Origin of the sequence: Clostridium sp. AWRP (assembly GCF_004006395.2) — a bacterium.
In the GTDB taxonomy this organism is placed as follows: domain Bacteria; phylum Bacillota; class Clostridia; order Clostridiales; family Clostridiaceae; genus Clostridium_B.
Genome location: NZ_CP029758.2, coordinates 1,828,322 through 1,844,094 on the forward strand (window position 1 = coordinate 1,828,322; position 15,773 = coordinate 1,844,094).

The window sequence follows — 15,773 nt, forward strand, 5'->3', positions numbered from 1 at the left end:
ATGAAAAAAATATCTAAAATTTTAATTTTATTGCTAATAGTATGTACCTTTGGAGCTTGTGGAAAAAGCACAACTTCTACAAGTATAACGGCAGATAGTAATAAAAAGATTACTGTTACTGATGGATTAGGAAGAAAAGTAGAACTGTCCAAGCCAGCTGAAAAGGTATTAAGTGCTTATCCTATAGCAACACAGATATTATGTGCTTTAGGGGAGCAAAATAATATTTTAGGTGCAGATGGAAAAATTGTAAAAGACCCATTAGGTTCTTCACCAAAGCCAGGTGCAAGTAAATCGTCTGCTACTAAAGATGCTAATGCGTTAAATGTGGAACAAGTAGCAGCTGCTAAACCAGATATTGTTTTTATACAAAAAAAGAACAAACAAGTCATACCAAATCTTGAAAAAGCAAACATTAAGGTTTTTGTTGTAAATGCAGAGAACCTTGATGAATTAAAATCTACTGTGAAAAATTTAGGAATAGTTACTGGTAAAGAAAAAAAAGCAGATGAATTTATGGATTATTATACACAAAAGTTAGATTTTATTAATAATAAACTTAAAGGTGTAGATCAAAGAAATAAGCCTAAAGTATATATGGCAGGAGGAAGTATGTATTTAACTCCAGGAAAGAATATGTTTCAAAACTCATTGATTGAGTTAGGGGGTGGAATAAATGTGGCAGGTTCTTTAAGTAAAAGTGCTAAGTGGAGTGAAATATCTGCAGAGCAGTTAATTAGCTGGAATCCTGATATAATAATTCTTACACAATATTCTGGAGTAAAACCTCAGGATGTACTTAATAATGATGGTTTAAAAAATATAAATGCTGTGAAAAATAAAAAAGTTTATTTGATATCTTCAAAAATGAGTTCATGGGATATGCCTTGTCCACAGACAATTTTAGGAATAATGTGGTTAAATACAAAAACAAATCCTGAAGTATTTAAAGATACAAACATAACAAAAGAAGTAGATGATTTTTATCAAAAATTTTATGGAACTACTTATACAAAGCTTGGTGGCACTTTAGACTAAAATAGAAACGTTCTAAATGACATAATTTGATAAAAGGAGGAGAGGACGGGTATGAAGTTAGAAATAAAAAATGTTAGTTGCGGTTATAATACAAAAGTTGTTGTAAAAGATATATCCATGAGTGTGAGCTCAGGAGAAATATTGTGTCTATTGGGGCCAAATGGTGTAGGTAAAACTACTTTCTTTAAAACTATATTGGGTTTTTTAAAGCTTAAAGGTGGGGAAATACTCTTAGATGGAGAAAATATACATAACTGGTCTAGAAAACAGTTGGCTAAAAGCATTGGGTATGTACCACAGGCTCATACCCCTCCTTTTCCCTACAAAGTTTTTGATGTAGTATTGATGGGCAGAACTGCTCATCTTTCAATGTTTTCTTCTCCTTCAAAAGAGGATAAAGATATTGCTGAGGAGGCTATAGATATCTTAAATATATCCTATTTAAAAGACAAAATATATACAGAAATAAGCGGTGGGGAAAGACAAATGGTTTTAATTGCCAGGGCACTTGCACAATGTCCTAAAATGCTCATAATGGATGAACCAACTTCTAATTTGGACTTTGGAAATCAAATTAGAGTATTGGATCAAATAAAAAAGCTTTCTAAAAGAGGACTAGCAGTTGTTATGACTTCACATTATCCTAACCATGCATTTATATGCTCTACGAAAGTGGCGTTTATGCAAAGAAACAATGTATTTACAGTAGGTAATGTAGATGAAGTTGTTACAGAGGATATGCTTAAAGAAGCATATGGTATTGATGTAAAGATTGTTAGCATACCCAATTCGAATGGAGAAGAGATGAAAGCTTGTGTGCCTGTGATTTCAAATTAAAAGTATATAAATAATTATAAAGTAATTAAACACAATATAATATATAATTTTATGACATGATTTGCTATGTTACGTTGCAAATTAAACAAAATTATAATATAATATAAATGTATTAAATTTGTAATAAATGTTATTACATAACTGGCGAAAGTGGAATTAACCACAGGGAGTGTAATACTAATTTAGGACAAAGCCGAGCGCCTGGGCGATAAATGTCTGGGCGTTTTTTTGCTTTATAAAAATGATATCGATTACGAGACATATATATCCATGAAGCCTGATATAGTTATGAACAACTCTGAAAATAATTCTATAACTAAGGTGAGGCAGCAAAAACTTGGAAGCATACCTGTGGTAGTTGTGCATGATTTGGATACCCCAAATTTTGTCCCATACAATACATTTATGGGAAAGGTTTTAAGAGCAAAGCAAAGGGCAGACAAGTTGATATCTTTTTATAATAATGTAAGGAAATAAGTAGAGAATAAAGTTTCAAATATACCAGCTGAATAGAAAGTAAAGGTTTATTATGCTGAATGACCTAAAGGTTTACAAACTGATTAACAGTGGAATCCAGATGTTATTTTTATGGGGGGTGTTAATAATACAAAATTAATTTTGAATGATCCTAAATGGAGCAATGTTAAGGAAGTAAAGGGTAATATTCAAAGGAGGAATATAAGAGTGAAATACAAATTTAGCAACAAAAAAATTACAATGGCTATTATAGCTGCGACGTTTATTAGCTCTATATTTGTGGCATGTTCTGCTAAAAGTAGCAGTAATTCGGTTAAAACAGATAAAGTTCAAATAGTGGACATGACTAATAGAAGCGTTAAAATACCTGCAGATGTTAAAAATGTTTTATCTATTAATCCGCCAACTACAATGATGACGTATATGCTTGCTCCTGACAAACTGATGGGATGGAATTTTAAAATGACAGGTAAGTATATGCCAGATAAATATAAGAAATTACCTATTGTAGGAGGATGGTATGGTACCACCAAAGGTGATTATGAAAAATATATGGCCCTGAAACCTGATGTAATAATTGAGGGAGGGCGTACTAATGCACAATCCGTGGATATAATAAAAAGGGATGCAGAAGAAGACCAGCAGAAGCTAGGGGGTATACCAGTTGTAGGTGCAACTGATACTGTAACTTTTGTGAACTTTCCAAACTATATAAAATTTATGGGGAAGGTTCTCGGGGAAAATCAGCAGGCTGAAAGATTAATATCATTCTATAATAAGGTAATAAACCAGACTAAAAGTGTGGCAGCTACTATTCAGGATAATCAAAAAGTAAAAGTTTATTATGCGCAAGGCTCAAAAGGCTTGCAAACTGCTCCAGCTCAATCTATGCATACACAACCTATAGATATTTGTGGTGGGGTTAATGTGGCACAGGTTGCATTAGATAAAATGGGTATGGTTGAAGTATCTTCAGAGCAGGTACTAAAGTGGGATCCAGATGTGATTATAGCCACAGATGCTAGCTTTTACAAGGGTGTTTACTCTGATCCTGTATGGCAGGGTATTAAGGCTGTCAAAAATCATAAGGTGTATTTGGTGCCTAATGATCCTTTCAATTGGTATGATAGGTCCCCAAGTGTGAATATGATACTTGGAATACCATGGACTGCTAAAATATTGTATCCAGATAAATTTCAAAATATAGATTTAAATGGCCTCATCAAGGAATTTTACTCTAACTTCTATCATTATAAACTTACTGACAGTGATGTTAATGCTTTACTCAACAATCAGTAATAAATTAATGGAAGGAGGAACACTTGTAACAAAGGATTCAAAAGAAGAGATGAGCGATTTATTCATTAAAACAATGGCTGACAGGGATAACTTAAATTTAAGATGGGAGAACAAAAGTCTTCAACAAAAGCAACTTCACAATCTACAAATAATGTTCAAAATAATAACGGCACACGCAGTATTACAAATTTAGATGGATCTACTGTAGTTGTTCCTAATAAGGTAAACAAAATAGCTGTAACATTTGGTCCAGCTTATGAAAAAGTAGTTTTATTGGGAGATGAAGATAAGATTGTAGCAGATGGAGATTATCATATTAGCGGTTGGCCTTGGTCAAATAAGATATATAAGCGATTGAATCAAGTACATGGAATTCCTAATGTTCACTCCAAATTAAATGTAGAAGAACTTATGAAGTATAAACCAGATGTTGTATTTCATTTTTCAAAACCAGACGAAATACAAAAAATTAATGATGCTAAAATGGTAGGTGTACCTTCAGTATCCACAGGGAAATTAGAGGATACAAAGAAAATGGTTACATTTTATGCAAAAGTTCTTGGAACCAAGGAGGAAAAAATTGCAGAACAATATTGTGAATATTTTGATGAAAAACTAAAGATGGTAACAGATATTACTTCAAAAATTCCAGATACTGAAAAGCCTACAGTATATTTTTCTAATCAAAAGCTGTTGTGGACTTCAGGAAAGGATACAGATATTCCAGAAGTGATTAACTTGGCAGGTGGTAAATGTGTAAATAAGGATGTAGAAGGAGCCAATCAGACTCAGGTTGGAATTGAACAGCTAATTCAATGGAACCCTCAATATATATTTGTTGATCATGCAGGTTCTTTAGGAAATGAACCAGCAGAAAGTGTTATAAAGAAAATGATTATCGGTATAAAAAGATTTCTGCAGTAGCAAATAATAAAGTTTATATTGTACCTACAGGAGTTTTTTTCTGGGATTCAGGGGTTCAGAAGATATTGATGGTTATGTGGATGGCAAAACAACTTCATCCAGATAAGTTTAAAGATTTAGATATGACGAAAGAAGTTAAACAATTTTATTCAAAATTTTTTAAATATAACCTTACGGATGAAGAAACTAAAAAAATACTAGATCATTTGAATCCTTAATAAAAAGAGAGGGTAATTGATAATGAATAATGTTTTAAAGGATCTATTTGAATTAGAACCTAGTACTTTATTTCAGAGAGCACAGGAAATAGCTAGGACAAAGAAAAAAGTTTATTGTTCCCCCAATGTGATTAATAGCGGTTGCACTACAAAACCTGCTTGTAGGCATTGTAAATGGAAGAGCTTCAAAACGGTGAATCCTAACTTTTATGGAGAGAGGAGTTTAGAAGAAGTAGAAAATTGTACAAAAAAACTTGTTAAGGCAGGTGTGGATAGGGTATTTATGCCTTCAGGTTGGATGGGATATAAAGTGCCACAGCATTACTATAGATATGTACAATCAGTTAAAGAAAATTCTAACATGGAAGTGTATGGGCTTTTTGGAGCTATTGATAAAGAAAGTATTCAAAATTTGAAAAAATCAGGAATGGATGGCTATCTCTGTGGTTTAGAATCTCCAAATGAAGAAATATATAAGAAATTTAGACCAGGAGGAGATACTTTAAAGGATCGTTTATATACTTTAAATACAGCTAAAGAACTTGGACTAAAGATATGGAGTGGATTTCTTGTAGGATTTGGAGAAACAGAAGAGGATGATGCAAGGGGATTGGAGATTCTAAAAAAGCTAGATGTAGATTCTTCATCTATACTTCCATTTACACCATTTATTAATACAGATATGATGAAAAATAATCCAGCAAATCCTTTTGAATGGGCAAGAGTAATGGCAGTAGCTAGAAATTATATGGAGAGACCAGATTTATTTTCTGACAGTACTGAAGGATTTTATTATGAATATGGAATTCTAGGTGGAAGCAATGGATTTTATATATTACCTAAAATTAAAGTGTAATCAATTCAATTTTTGTAAAAGCCACAAAATTTCATTATGTTTTGTGGCTTAAGCAAATCGAAGGGAATGAATGTAAATATGTTTAAAAAATTAAAAACAAACAATCTAATTACTGTATTAATTATTGCATGCATGATTTTAGTTACAGGTCTTATGGGTTGTGAAAATAAGAGTTCATCTCCAAGTGCAAGTTCAAATAAAAAATCACAAAGTACTAAAACTATTGTAGACATGGATGGAAATTCGGTTAAGGTTCCTGTGAAGGTTACTAAAGTGGCAACTTCTTGGCCTGGATTTTGCAATGCACTTTTTACAGTTAGTGGTAAAAACAATAAAATAGTTGCAACATCTCCGGCTATCAAAAAATATTATCCTTGGGCTATTAAATTGTATCCACAACTTAAAAATATATCTTACCCATTTAATGGACAAACCACTAATATTGAACAATTAGTAAAGTCTAAACCAGATGTAGCATTTTTACGTAAAGGCGACAGTATACAAAAAGTTAAAGAAGCAGGTATACCTGTAGTTATGATTGATTATAAACATAATAGCATAGAAGACATAATAAATAGTGTTGTTATAACAGGTAAAGTGCTAGGAGAAGATGAATATAAGAAAGCAGAACAGTATAAAGATTATTTTAACAAAAATATAAGTAAAGTATCTTCTATAACTTCTAAAATACCTGAAAATGAAAGACCTAAGGTAATTTATTTATCTGTGCAAAATGAAAGTATTTCGGTATGGGGTAAAAACATGCCTCAAAATGAAACTATAAATATGGTAGGAGCAATAAATGAAGCAGCTAATGAGATAGATGGATATAAAGAAGTTTCCATGGAGCAAATGCTTAAGTGGAATCCAGATGAGATAATAGTAGATGGTAATCTTAAAAAAAGTAAAGTAGCAAAAAATCCTTCATGGAAGCAATTAAAGGCGGTAAAAGACAATAAAGTATTTGTAAGTCCTAGCGGTGTTTTTTCATGGGCAAGACTTGGAACAGAATCAGCACTGCAATTATTGTGGATGGCTAAGAACATATATCCACAAAAATTTGAAGATATTGATATTGCAAAAGAAACAAAATATTTTTACAAAAATTTCTTTGAATATGAATTAAAGGATAATGAAGTTAAAGAAATACTAAATTGTGAAAATCCAATTTAAATGAGTATTAAAACAAAAGTAAATATTTTAACTAATGTAAAGACAAGCAGTATGAATTAAATATAACTAATATAAAAATGGGGGAGCAATTATGTGGGAAATATATGATGAGTTAATAGAATTAATACCTAAGGATTTAGTTATAAAGGATTTTGTAGCAGGATTAAACTGGTTTTTAGTGGAATCTGTTGGAACAGGGATGGCAATGACGCCTAAAGAGGGAAGTTCCTATTTGCAGATAGCGGGTAATGTGGTTGGAATGAAAGTCTATGAGGTGGCAAAACTTATAAAATCTTGGAGTAATTATGAAGCAGCTTTAGGATTAGCAGCAATTAATTCTGTAATTAATACTCCCTATAATGTAGAAACATTTGGTGGCATTAAGATAAGTCAACAACCCAATATTAATGACTTTGAATACATGAAAGATAAAATAAAGGGAAAAAAAGTAGCTGTTATAGGACATTTCCCGGATCTTGAACCTTTGGCTGAGATATGTCAACTTTCCATACTTGAAAGAATTCCACAAAAGGGAGATTTCCCAGATCCATCCTGTGAATATTTATTACCCCAGCAGGAATTTGTGTTTATAACAGGAACTACTTTAATAAATAAAACCTTACCGAGACTTCTTCAGCTTAGTAAAAATGCATACGTTACTGTTGTAGGACCTAGTACACCTATGACTAAGTGCTTATATAAGTATGGTATTAATATGCTTGCAGGTACTGTAGTTACAGAACGTAATAAAGTATGGAAGTTAATCAAAGAAGGTGGTAGACATGAATTTTTTAATAACGGGGCACTCATGGTTAAAATTCCCAAAGATAAGGTAAAACAAATATCAAGTAATCCTTTTTAATACATGGAAATTAGCAACAACAATGGGGGACAAATTATGTGGGAGATATATAATGATCTTATTTCAACGATACCAGAAAATATAAGAATAAAGAGGTGTTTAATGGGAGTAAATTGGTTTTTGGTGGAGTCCGAGGGGATTGGCATGGCAATGAGACCTTTAGAAGTGTATGGTAAGGTAAGCATTCCTGAGCATATAGCAGGAATGAGGGTTTGTGAAATAGCCAGGTATGTAAAGTCCTGGAACAATTACGAGGCTGCACTTGGATTAGCAGCAATAAATTCTGCAATAAATACTGAAAATAATGTTTCTAAAATTTATCCCGGTGATATAAATGGACAACCTAATGAATCTTCATTTATATCGTTAAAGGAACAAATAATAGGAAAAAATGTTACAGTAATTGGACATTTCCCGAGAGTAGAAGCACTTAGAAGAATATGTAAACTATCAATATTGGAAAGAAAACCTGACGAGGGAGATTACCCTGATCCAGCCTGTGAGTACATTTTACCTTATCAGGATTATGTTTTTATAACAGGAACGACTATTATAAATAAAACTCTTCCAAGGCTTCTTGAATTGAGTAAAAATGCAAATGTAATATTAATTGGACCAAGTGTTCCTATAACTGAAATGCTGTTCAGTTATGGGGTTGACGTATTAGCTGGTACAGTCATTGTTGAAAAGGAAAAAGCTTGGGATGTTATACAAGAAGGCAATCCAACAAAATTTTTTAAACGGGGTGCCAGAAGAGTTAACATAAGTTTTGAAGATTATAAAAATGTACAATTGAAAGATGAAATTCAGTTAAGTCAGAAAGATATTTAAAAGAGAATCAAATTAAGTTATCTGAAACAGGTAAGGCTGTTTAATTGATATAAAAAATTAAGATAGGATGTGAAAGTATAATGAAAAAAGTAAGAAGAGCTAGAAATTTAATTGCAATTATTTTTGCAGCTGTGTTTTTGCTAGCAGGATGTGGACAAAGTAGCACAGATTCCACAAAGAGTAGTGGAAAATCGCAGCAAAAAGTTATAACTGATGCTGCAGGGAAGAAAGTGAAAGTTCCTGCCAAAATTGATAAAATAGCCGATGCATGGCCGGCACATAATGAAATGGTAACTATGCTTGGAGCTGGAAATAAGATAGTTTCAACAATTTCTACTCCGCAATCTGTTCCGTGGCTTTATAAAGTAAATCCACAGATGAAAAGTGCAGTTACTGACTTTACAAATGAAAATGTAAATACAGAAGAAGTGTTAAAGACAAAACCTGATATATTGTTTATGCCGATAAATTCTAAGACAGCAGGAAAGGTAAAGGAACTTGGAATTCCTACAGTACAATTAAGTTTTACGGACTTTGACAGCATGAAAAAGACTGTTAAATTAACAGGAGAAATTCTTGGAGGGGATTCAGTAAAGAGAGCGGACAAATATATTTCTTATTTAGATAGCAAATTGAAAATGGTAACAGATGTAACATCCAAGATACCGGATTCACAAAAGCCAAAAGTATTACATATAATATCTTTTTCACCACTTACGGTAGATGGAAAGAATACTATGATTGACTCATGGATAAAAGCAGCAGGTGGAATAAATGCAGCATCTGAAATAACTGGTAATATGAAAGTAACTTCTACAGAGCAAATACTTAAATGGAATCCAGATGTTATAATACTTGGGAGTAATACCTTAACTAATGCAAAAAGTGCTATAAAGAATGTAGACCAGTTAACTCAAAATTCAACCTGGAGCCAGATAAATGCTGTTAAGAATAGGAAGGTTTATATAAATCCAACAGGAGCATTTTTGTGGGACAGATATGGTGCAGAAGAAGCATTACAGATACAATGGGCAGCAAAGACACTTCATCCTGACAAATTTAAAAATGTAGATATAGTTAAAGAAACTAGAAATTTTTATAAGACATTTCTGAATTATGATCTTACAGAGGAAGAGGCAAACAAAATTATAAATGATAAAAATCCTGATTAACTAATATAAATAAAAAATAAATATAATGTATAAGCCCATTTGAAACATTAAGTTGGCGAGGAGCAGAAAATAAATCTACTCCTCACAAAATCTAAATAATTTAAACCATTTTTGTTTCTTTTGCTTCTTTCTCTCCTTTCGGCTGATATATTCAGATTGATCATTTTGAATTTGTTCAACTAATTCTTTAGTATTTGTAATAGAATCAAATAGGGAATTTTTATCATTTAATATCTTAGACAAATTATCATTAATTAGAGAACTGCTTTTTTCAATATCACTTTTAATTATGTTTGTATTGTTTTGCATAATATCTGAAACAGATTGTTTAATAATAGTTTCTATTTCAGGCTTTAGCAAATTGGATATTGCTTGTGCTGCAAATTCTAAATCTTTTTGATTACTAAATAGAGAAGAATCATTATCTAAGAAATATTGTTTAATTTGTTGTGTTGTATAATGTTTTTCTTTGGATAAGTATTGAATCATTTTTAATTTGTTAATATCATCTTCAGTAAAATTTCTATATTTACAGTGATGATTGGAATTTAAATAATCTTTGAAGGTAAGGCAGTAATTTCTAATTGCTTGAGTGCTGGTGTTTAATAATTTTGCAACATCTTTTGTCTTGTAAGTATTTATTTTGAAATCGCTTATGTTTATTGATTTGTTTTCCATAGTTACCACTCCTTTTACAATATTATACAATTAATTGGAAATATTATCAAGATAATTTTTATATAAAATGCTTATTGTAAATAAAGTTCTTGACATGGGAAAATTCCATCTGATGCTAAGAATTCTGCTTATTTAATTAATTTATGATATAATATTTTTAAGGATATTTTTTACTAAATTACAATACTTTATATTAGAAACCAATTATATTCTATTATTTAAAAAATTTATTATATTAAGCTGTGGAAAATCTTTATCCGATGGCTACCATCCGTAATACCCCCATCGCACTCTGTGAAAGCGACTATCACCAAATCAAAGATTTGGGATATCTGCTTTTCTTATAAAAGTGTGGGATAACGGCTGCTACGCCCCTGGATAACGATTCCTAAGTTTCAGATGGAGAAAAAACTCCACCTGAAACCAAGAACTCTGTTTATCTCTTTAGAAGGCGGAAAAGCCCAAATTTAAAGAAAGGAGTGTAATAATATGAAAAGTATACTAACTACTTGTCCTTATTTTGGAACAGGATGTACGTTTTTTCAAATGTAAAGGATATCAAAATTATTAGAGTAACTCCGGATAATGATGTAAATTCAGTAAACCAAGGTAAGCTTTGTTCAAAAGGACGTTTTGGTTTTGATTTTGTACATAATCATACAGGGACTATGACGAGACGTTGTTGGGGATTAAATGGTGCAGATCCAGAAGAATTTTTGGAAATTAGCCCTGCAGATGCAAAGAAGCTTAAAAATCAAGGATTTTTTTAATGTTGGTACATAGAGCTTTTCTCATTTTCTATTTTTATTTATGCATACTTTAATAATTTTATCTGATGTTAGGTAAAAAGTGAGGAAGTACTATGATATAAATTTTAGGCCTTATGGGGCTAGAAAAATAAAAGCCTTAGAATTATCTTAAAGGCTAAAATAACTTATAAGGGGGTAATTGAATATGAAACTTAACTCTTTTGTAGTAGCTGATGCCCATAAATGTATTGGGTGTAAAGCTTGCGAACTTGCCTGTGCTGCTTCTCATTCTGACAATGAAGGGAAGACAGTGGGAACAGTAGAGACTCCAATTATGCCGCGGCTTTTTCTTGTTAAAACGGCTGAAGTAACTGTGCCTATTCAATGTCGACAGTGTGAAGATGCTCCTTGTGCCAATGTTTGTCCGGTAAGGGCTATTAGCCAGATTGACAATAAGATTGTGGTTGATACCGAAGCTTGTGTAGGATGTAAAACTTGCATAATGGCTTGTCCATTTGGTGCAATGGATCTTGTACCTAAGTATAAAGATGGTCAGCTAGTTACTCAAAATGTGCTTATGTCTGAAACGGATGATGGTTTAGTAAAAAAGGAAGTAGTTGTGGCACATAAATGTGATTTGTGTATTGATCAGCCTGATGGACCGGCTTGTGTTAGGGCATGTCCAGAGAAAGCATTGGAACTTATTGAACTAAAACAAGTAAAAAAGAAACGAAACATAGAGGCAGTTGATAATCTTTGGAATTTGGTGAAAGGTGTTTTTGACTAGAAGCTTAATTTGAAATAAGATAGGAGGCGATTGTTTTGACAGTTAAGACTGAAGGTATTGTCAAAATTGATAAAGAGTTGTGTACAGGATGCAAACGATGTGCAGATGTTTGTCCTGTAGATGCTATAGAAGGTGAAAAAGGACAACCTCAAAAAATTAATACTGAACGTTGTGTTTTGTGTGGTCAGTGTGTACAAATTTGCAGTGCTTATGCATCTGCATTTGATGAAGATATTACTCCTCGTGAGCAAAAGATAAAAGAGCGTAATATGCTCTCCTCTGTTAAAGAGCCCTTATTTGCATCCTACTATACAGGCCATGCTATAGAAGTAAAAGAGGCCTTAGCAAATTCTAAACTTTTTACTATGGTTCAATGTGCACCAGCAGTACGTGTAGCTATTGCTGAAGAATTTGGTATGCCACTTGGAAGTTTAACACCAGGGAAAATGGCAGCTGCACTAAGAAAGCTAGGTTTTGATCGAATTTATGATACAAATTTTGCTGCTGATCTCACTATTATGGAGGAAGGTAACGAACTTATTAAAAGGGTTACTGAAGGTGGAGTACTGCCCATGTTCACTTCATGTTGTCCTGCTTGGGTAAAATTTATTGAACAGGATTACCCAGAACTTATTCCACATCTATCTTCTTGTAAATCTCCACAGCAAATGGAAGGTGCTCTGCTTAAGACATATGGTGCACAGATTGATGGGGTAGATGCTGGCACGATTTATAGTGTTTCAGTTATGCCTTGCATTTGCAAAAAATTTGAATGTGAACGTCCTGAAATGAAAGATAGCGGATATCAGGATGTAGATGTTGCAATTACTACACGGGAACTTGCACAATTAATCAAAGACGCTGACATTGATTTTAATGATTTACCTGAAGAAGAATTTGACAAGCCACTTGGAACTTATTCTGGTGCAGGCACTATTTTTTGTGCTACTGGTGGTGTTATGGAAGCTGCCCTGCGTACTGCATATAAATTGATTACTAAAGAAGAAATTCCAGATGTCGATCTTAAATTCATAAGAGGCGGCGAAGGAGTAAGAAGTTCAGAAGTTAAAGTAGGAGATTTGACACTAAAAGTAGCAGTAGTTGCTGGACTGAAAAATGTTGTACCAGTTTTAGAAGAAATTAAAGCTGGAAAAGCAGATTTTCATTTTATTGAAGTGATGACCTGTCCAGTTGGATGTGTTAGTGGAGGCGGACAACCTAAGGTATTGATACCTGATGAAAAAGCTGATGCTTATACTAATCGTACATGCAGTACGTATGTACATGATGAAAATATGGAATATAGAAAATCACATGATAATCCTGAAATACAGAAAATTTATAAAGAATTCTTGGTAGAAGATAATATTCATCATTTGCTTCATACTACGTATACACCAAGGAGGTAAGTACATTGAATACCTTTGTCGTTGCAAATCCTAATAAATGCATTGGTTGTAAGTCTTGTGAGATTGCTTGTGCAGTTGCACATTTAGATATTAGTGTGGTTGCTGCAGGATCAATAGATGCACCTTTTTCACCTCGCATCAATCTAGTTCGGGCAGAAAGGGCTACTATGCCAGTGCAGTGTAGGCAATGTGATGATGCCCCTTGTGCAAATGCATGTCCAGTAGGGGCAATTGTTCATAAGAAGAATAAAATTGTTGTAAAAACAGAATTGTGTATTGGATGTAAGGCATGTATGTTTGCTTGTCCGTTTGGTGCTATGGATATGGTTCCAAAGTGCAAAAATGGCCGAAAGCAAAAACAGGGTTTAAGTGTGAGTACTAAAGAAGGAAAGCAAAATAAGGAAGATATGGCAGCACATAAATGTGATTTGTGTGCAGGTAGGCCTGGAGGACCAGCTTGTGTAGAAGTTTGTCCAGTTGATGCTTTCACCATAGTTAAGCCCGAAGTTATGAATGATAGTATTAAAAATAAGCGCCGATCCAGTGCTTTAAAGATTATGGAAAAACAAAAATAAGATCGGTTTTGGAGGAATGTACCTAGATTTGTGTAAATCAAATTTAGGTACGTTATTGTATGAGGAATATTTAAATTTGTTACAGACAATAATTAAGATTATACTATTAATAAGTAACTCAACTTTCGCAGTTTAAAAAGATTACGACCTAAATGAATTCACAATTCACAGTTCACGATGCACAATTTCGGTAGATTTTTCTCCGCTGTGCTGCGAAAAATTTTAAATTTGAAGCTTATTGAAGCTTTGCTTCAATGGTGTTATATTTTAGATTTTCTGAAGTTTTAATGGAAGAAAATCATCCTTAATTGTGAACTGTGCATCGTGCATTGTGAATTAATTGCTTCGCAATATTTCTATATTACGTCAAAATTTTATATGTGTGTAAGTTGAGTAAATAGCTATATCAGAAGAGGAGGAAGAAAATGGACAAAAATATTATATTGGAGGCTATAGAGAGTCGATGTAAAATAAAAAATAATAAGAATTGTCTAGCATGTTCTGATGCTTATAAAATAGCAGAAGAATTAAAAGTAAATGTTTCGGATATAGGAAAACTATGTAATGAGAATAAAATAAAGATCATAGCTTGTCAGCTTGGCTGCTTTTAAGGTATTTGAAAGAAAATAGGATAGAATACTGACTAGGTATTTCTTTGAAAATGCTTAAAGTAATAATTGATAGTGAGGTGAGCAAAATGGAAACTAGGAAACATAATATTCCCAATATGATTCTAATTGGTTCAACTGCTAGAAACAGTGGAAAAACTACTCTTGCTGTTTCAATAATAAATAAATATAAATTAATTAGACCGATGGTAGCACTAAAAGTAACAACTATTCAGGAAAAAAATGGGAAATGCATACGCGGAGGAGAAGGCTGTGGAGTATGTTCAAGCTTAAAAGGAAATTTTGAGATAACGAAAGAGTTAAATTCAGACAATAATAAGGACACATCTTTACTATTAGCTGCTGGAGCAGAGAATGTTTACTGGCTAAAAGCATTGAAGAATAATATATACGAAGGATTTAATGCATTTATTACTAAAATACCTGAAAATGCTCTTATAGTATGTGAATCAAATAGCTTACGAAAAGTTGTTAATCCAGGCGTCTTTATTATGATAAAAAATTCCAAAGATAGTCAAATGAAAAAGTCAGCAAGTGAAGTTATAGATCAAGCTGATATAATTATAGAAAATAACTTTAATAACGATTTTGAAAAAGTAATAAAAGAAATAGAAAATATAATTAATTGATCAAATTTAATTACATAAACAGATTTCTAATGAAATTCTAATCTTTAACTAATTGTCTTCTAATTATTCCCCGGTACTATATAGACATAAAGAAAATTGATTATTAAAAAATAGTTATAGGGAGGAATTAGGATGACAATTTCAATTGAACAAATTGATTCGTTAAGAAAAAGGGCAAATGTAAGCTATAAGGAGGCCAAAGAGGCACTTGAAAAATGTAACGGTGATTTGGTAGAAGCACTTTTGTATCTAGAGGAACAGAACAAAATCAAGCCAGAGCATGAAAGCATAAAGGACTCACCTTTTATTAAAAAGATTAAAAATATTATTTTAAAGGCTAACAAGATAAAATTTGTAATATCTAAAGATGATAAAACAATTTTAAATTTACCTTCTACTCTAGCAGTTTTACTTTGTTTATTTGCATTTCCTGTTGCAATAGCTGTTGTAGTCATTGCTATAATTACAAGTTGTAAAATAAGATTTCATAAAGAAAGTGGAGAAGAATGCAGTATTAATAGTAAAATAGATAAAGTTACTGAAGCTATGAACAATGCCAAAGATAAAATAACAGAAGAGATTAAGAATGCATAAAATAAAACCTGCTTATGATTTTTCATAAAGCAGGTT

At 32.4% G+C, this 15,773-nt stretch carries 18 protein-coding genes, 1 pseudogene and 1 riboswitch; of the genes and pseudogenes, 18 read left to right on the forward strand and 1 reads right to left on the reverse strand.

Features of this window, described 5'->3' with window-relative positions; translation table 11 throughout:
- The 11 genes from DMR38_RS08515 to DMR38_RS08560 all read left to right on the forward strand — a co-directional run bounded on the left by DMR38_RS08515 (nucleotide 1) and on the right by DMR38_RS08560 (nucleotide 9,687).
- Nucleotides 1-1,038 (forward strand): ABC transporter substrate-binding protein, encoded by a 1,038-nt coding sequence (locus DMR38_RS08515; RefSeq protein WP_127720870.1) that lies wholly within the window; start codon nucleotides 1-3, stop codon nucleotides 1,036-1,038.
- Nucleotides 1,039-1,089: 51 nt separating this feature from the next.
- Complete coding sequence (locus DMR38_RS08520) at nucleotides 1,090-1,875, forward strand: ABC transporter ATP-binding protein (protein ID WP_127720871.1); 786 nt, start codon at nucleotides 1,090-1,092, stop codon at nucleotides 1,873-1,875.
- Between the two features lie 127 nt (nucleotides 1,876-2,002).
- Nucleotides 2,003-2,089, forward strand: a riboswitch (ZMP/ZTP riboswitch).
- 14 nt (nucleotides 2,090-2,103) lie between these two features.
- Complete coding sequence (locus DMR38_RS08525; RefSeq protein ID WP_127720872.1) at nucleotides 2,104-2,352, forward strand: hypothetical protein; 249 nt, start codon at nucleotides 2,104-2,106, stop codon at nucleotides 2,350-2,352.
- Nucleotides 2,353-2,559: 207 nt separating this feature from the next.
- Nucleotides 2,560-3,651 (forward strand): iron ABC transporter substrate-binding protein, encoded by a 1,092-nt coding sequence (locus DMR38_RS08530; RefSeq protein WP_127720873.1) that lies wholly within the window; start codon nucleotides 2,560-2,562, stop codon nucleotides 3,649-3,651.
- Between the two features lie 102 nt (nucleotides 3,652-3,753).
- On the forward strand, nucleotides 3,754-4,575 hold the full coding sequence (locus DMR38_RS08535; protein ID WP_207670779.1) for an ABC transporter substrate-binding protein: 822 nt from the start codon (nucleotides 3,754-3,756) through the stop codon (nucleotides 4,573-4,575).
- 65 nt (nucleotides 4,576-4,640) lie between these two features.
- A complete protein-coding gene (locus DMR38_RS22120; protein ID WP_207670780.1) occupies nucleotides 4,641-4,793 on the forward strand; it encodes a hypothetical protein in 153 nt (50 codons plus the stop codon).
- A 22-nt stretch (nucleotides 4,794-4,815) separates the two neighbouring features.
- The gene (locus DMR38_RS08540) at nucleotides 4,816-5,649 is read left to right on the forward strand and encodes a radical SAM protein (RefSeq protein WP_127720874.1); all 834 of its coding nucleotides are present in this window, start codon (nucleotides 4,816-4,818) and stop codon (nucleotides 5,647-5,649) included.
- 78 nt (nucleotides 5,650-5,727) lie between these two features.
- Complete coding sequence (locus DMR38_RS08545) at nucleotides 5,728-6,822, forward strand: ABC transporter substrate-binding protein (protein WP_175412950.1); 1,095 nt, start codon at nucleotides 5,728-5,730, stop codon at nucleotides 6,820-6,822.
- A gap of 91 nt (nucleotides 6,823-6,913) precedes the next feature.
- A complete protein-coding gene (locus tag DMR38_RS08550) occupies nucleotides 6,914-7,684 on the forward strand; it encodes a DUF364 domain-containing protein (RefSeq protein ID WP_127720876.1) in 771 nt (256 codons plus the stop codon).
- A gap of 36 nt (nucleotides 7,685-7,720) precedes the next feature.
- Nucleotides 7,721-8,515, forward strand: coding sequence for a DUF364 domain-containing protein (locus tag DMR38_RS08555; RefSeq protein ID WP_127720877.1), 795 nt, complete (start codon nucleotides 7,721-7,723; stop codon nucleotides 8,513-8,515).
- A gap of 80 nt (nucleotides 8,516-8,595) precedes the next feature.
- Nucleotides 8,596-9,687 carry an ABC transporter substrate-binding protein gene (locus tag DMR38_RS08560; protein WP_127720878.1) on the forward strand — a complete coding sequence of 364 codons (1,092 nt, stop codon included), beginning with the start codon at nucleotides 8,596-8,598 and terminating at the stop codon, nucleotides 9,685-9,687.
- A gap of 75 nt (nucleotides 9,688-9,762) precedes the next feature.
- On the opposite strand, the gene DMR38_RS08565 is transcribed toward DMR38_RS08560, so the two are convergent.
- On the reverse strand, nucleotides 9,763-10,365 hold the full coding sequence (locus DMR38_RS08565; protein ID WP_127720879.1) for a MerR family transcriptional regulator: 603 nt from the start codon (nucleotides 10,363-10,365) through the stop codon (nucleotides 9,763-9,765).
- A gap of 489 nt (nucleotides 10,366-10,854) precedes the next feature.
- Between DMR38_RS08565 and DMR38_RS08570 the strand changes: the two are divergent.
- From DMR38_RS08570 to DMR38_RS08600, 7 genes and pseudogenes are all read left to right on the forward strand, one after another.
- Nucleotides 10,855-11,021 (forward strand): annotated as a pseudogene (locus tag DMR38_RS08570) (hypothetical protein); the annotation flags it as partial.
- A 298-nt stretch (nucleotides 11,022-11,319) separates the two neighbouring features.
- A complete protein-coding gene (locus tag DMR38_RS08575) occupies nucleotides 11,320-11,901 on the forward strand; it encodes a 4Fe-4S dicluster domain-containing protein (protein ID WP_127720880.1) in 582 nt (193 codons plus the stop codon).
- Nucleotides 11,902-11,936: 35 nt separating this feature from the next.
- On the forward strand, nucleotides 11,937-13,310 hold the full coding sequence (locus DMR38_RS08580) for a [FeFe] hydrogenase, group A (protein WP_127720881.1): 1,374 nt from the start codon (nucleotides 11,937-11,939) through the stop codon (nucleotides 13,308-13,310).
- Nucleotides 13,311-13,315: 5 nt separating this feature from the next.
- Nucleotides 13,316-13,885 carry a 4Fe-4S dicluster domain-containing protein gene (locus DMR38_RS08585; protein ID WP_127720882.1) on the forward strand — a complete coding sequence of 190 codons (570 nt, stop codon included), beginning with the start codon at nucleotides 13,316-13,318 and terminating at the stop codon, nucleotides 13,883-13,885.
- A gap of 425 nt (nucleotides 13,886-14,310) precedes the next feature.
- Complete coding sequence (locus tag DMR38_RS08590) at nucleotides 14,311-14,496, forward strand: hypothetical protein (protein ID WP_127720883.1); 186 nt, start codon at nucleotides 14,311-14,313, stop codon at nucleotides 14,494-14,496.
- Between the two features lie 86 nt (nucleotides 14,497-14,582).
- On the forward strand, nucleotides 14,583-15,143 hold the full coding sequence (locus tag DMR38_RS08595) for a hypothetical protein (RefSeq protein ID WP_127720884.1): 561 nt from the start codon (nucleotides 14,583-14,585) through the stop codon (nucleotides 15,141-15,143).
- A 132-nt stretch (nucleotides 15,144-15,275) separates the two neighbouring features.
- Nucleotides 15,276-15,737, forward strand: coding sequence for a DUF4342 domain-containing protein (locus DMR38_RS08600; protein WP_127720885.1), 462 nt, complete (start codon nucleotides 15,276-15,278; stop codon nucleotides 15,735-15,737).
- Nucleotides 15,738-15,773: the final 36 nt, after the last annotated feature.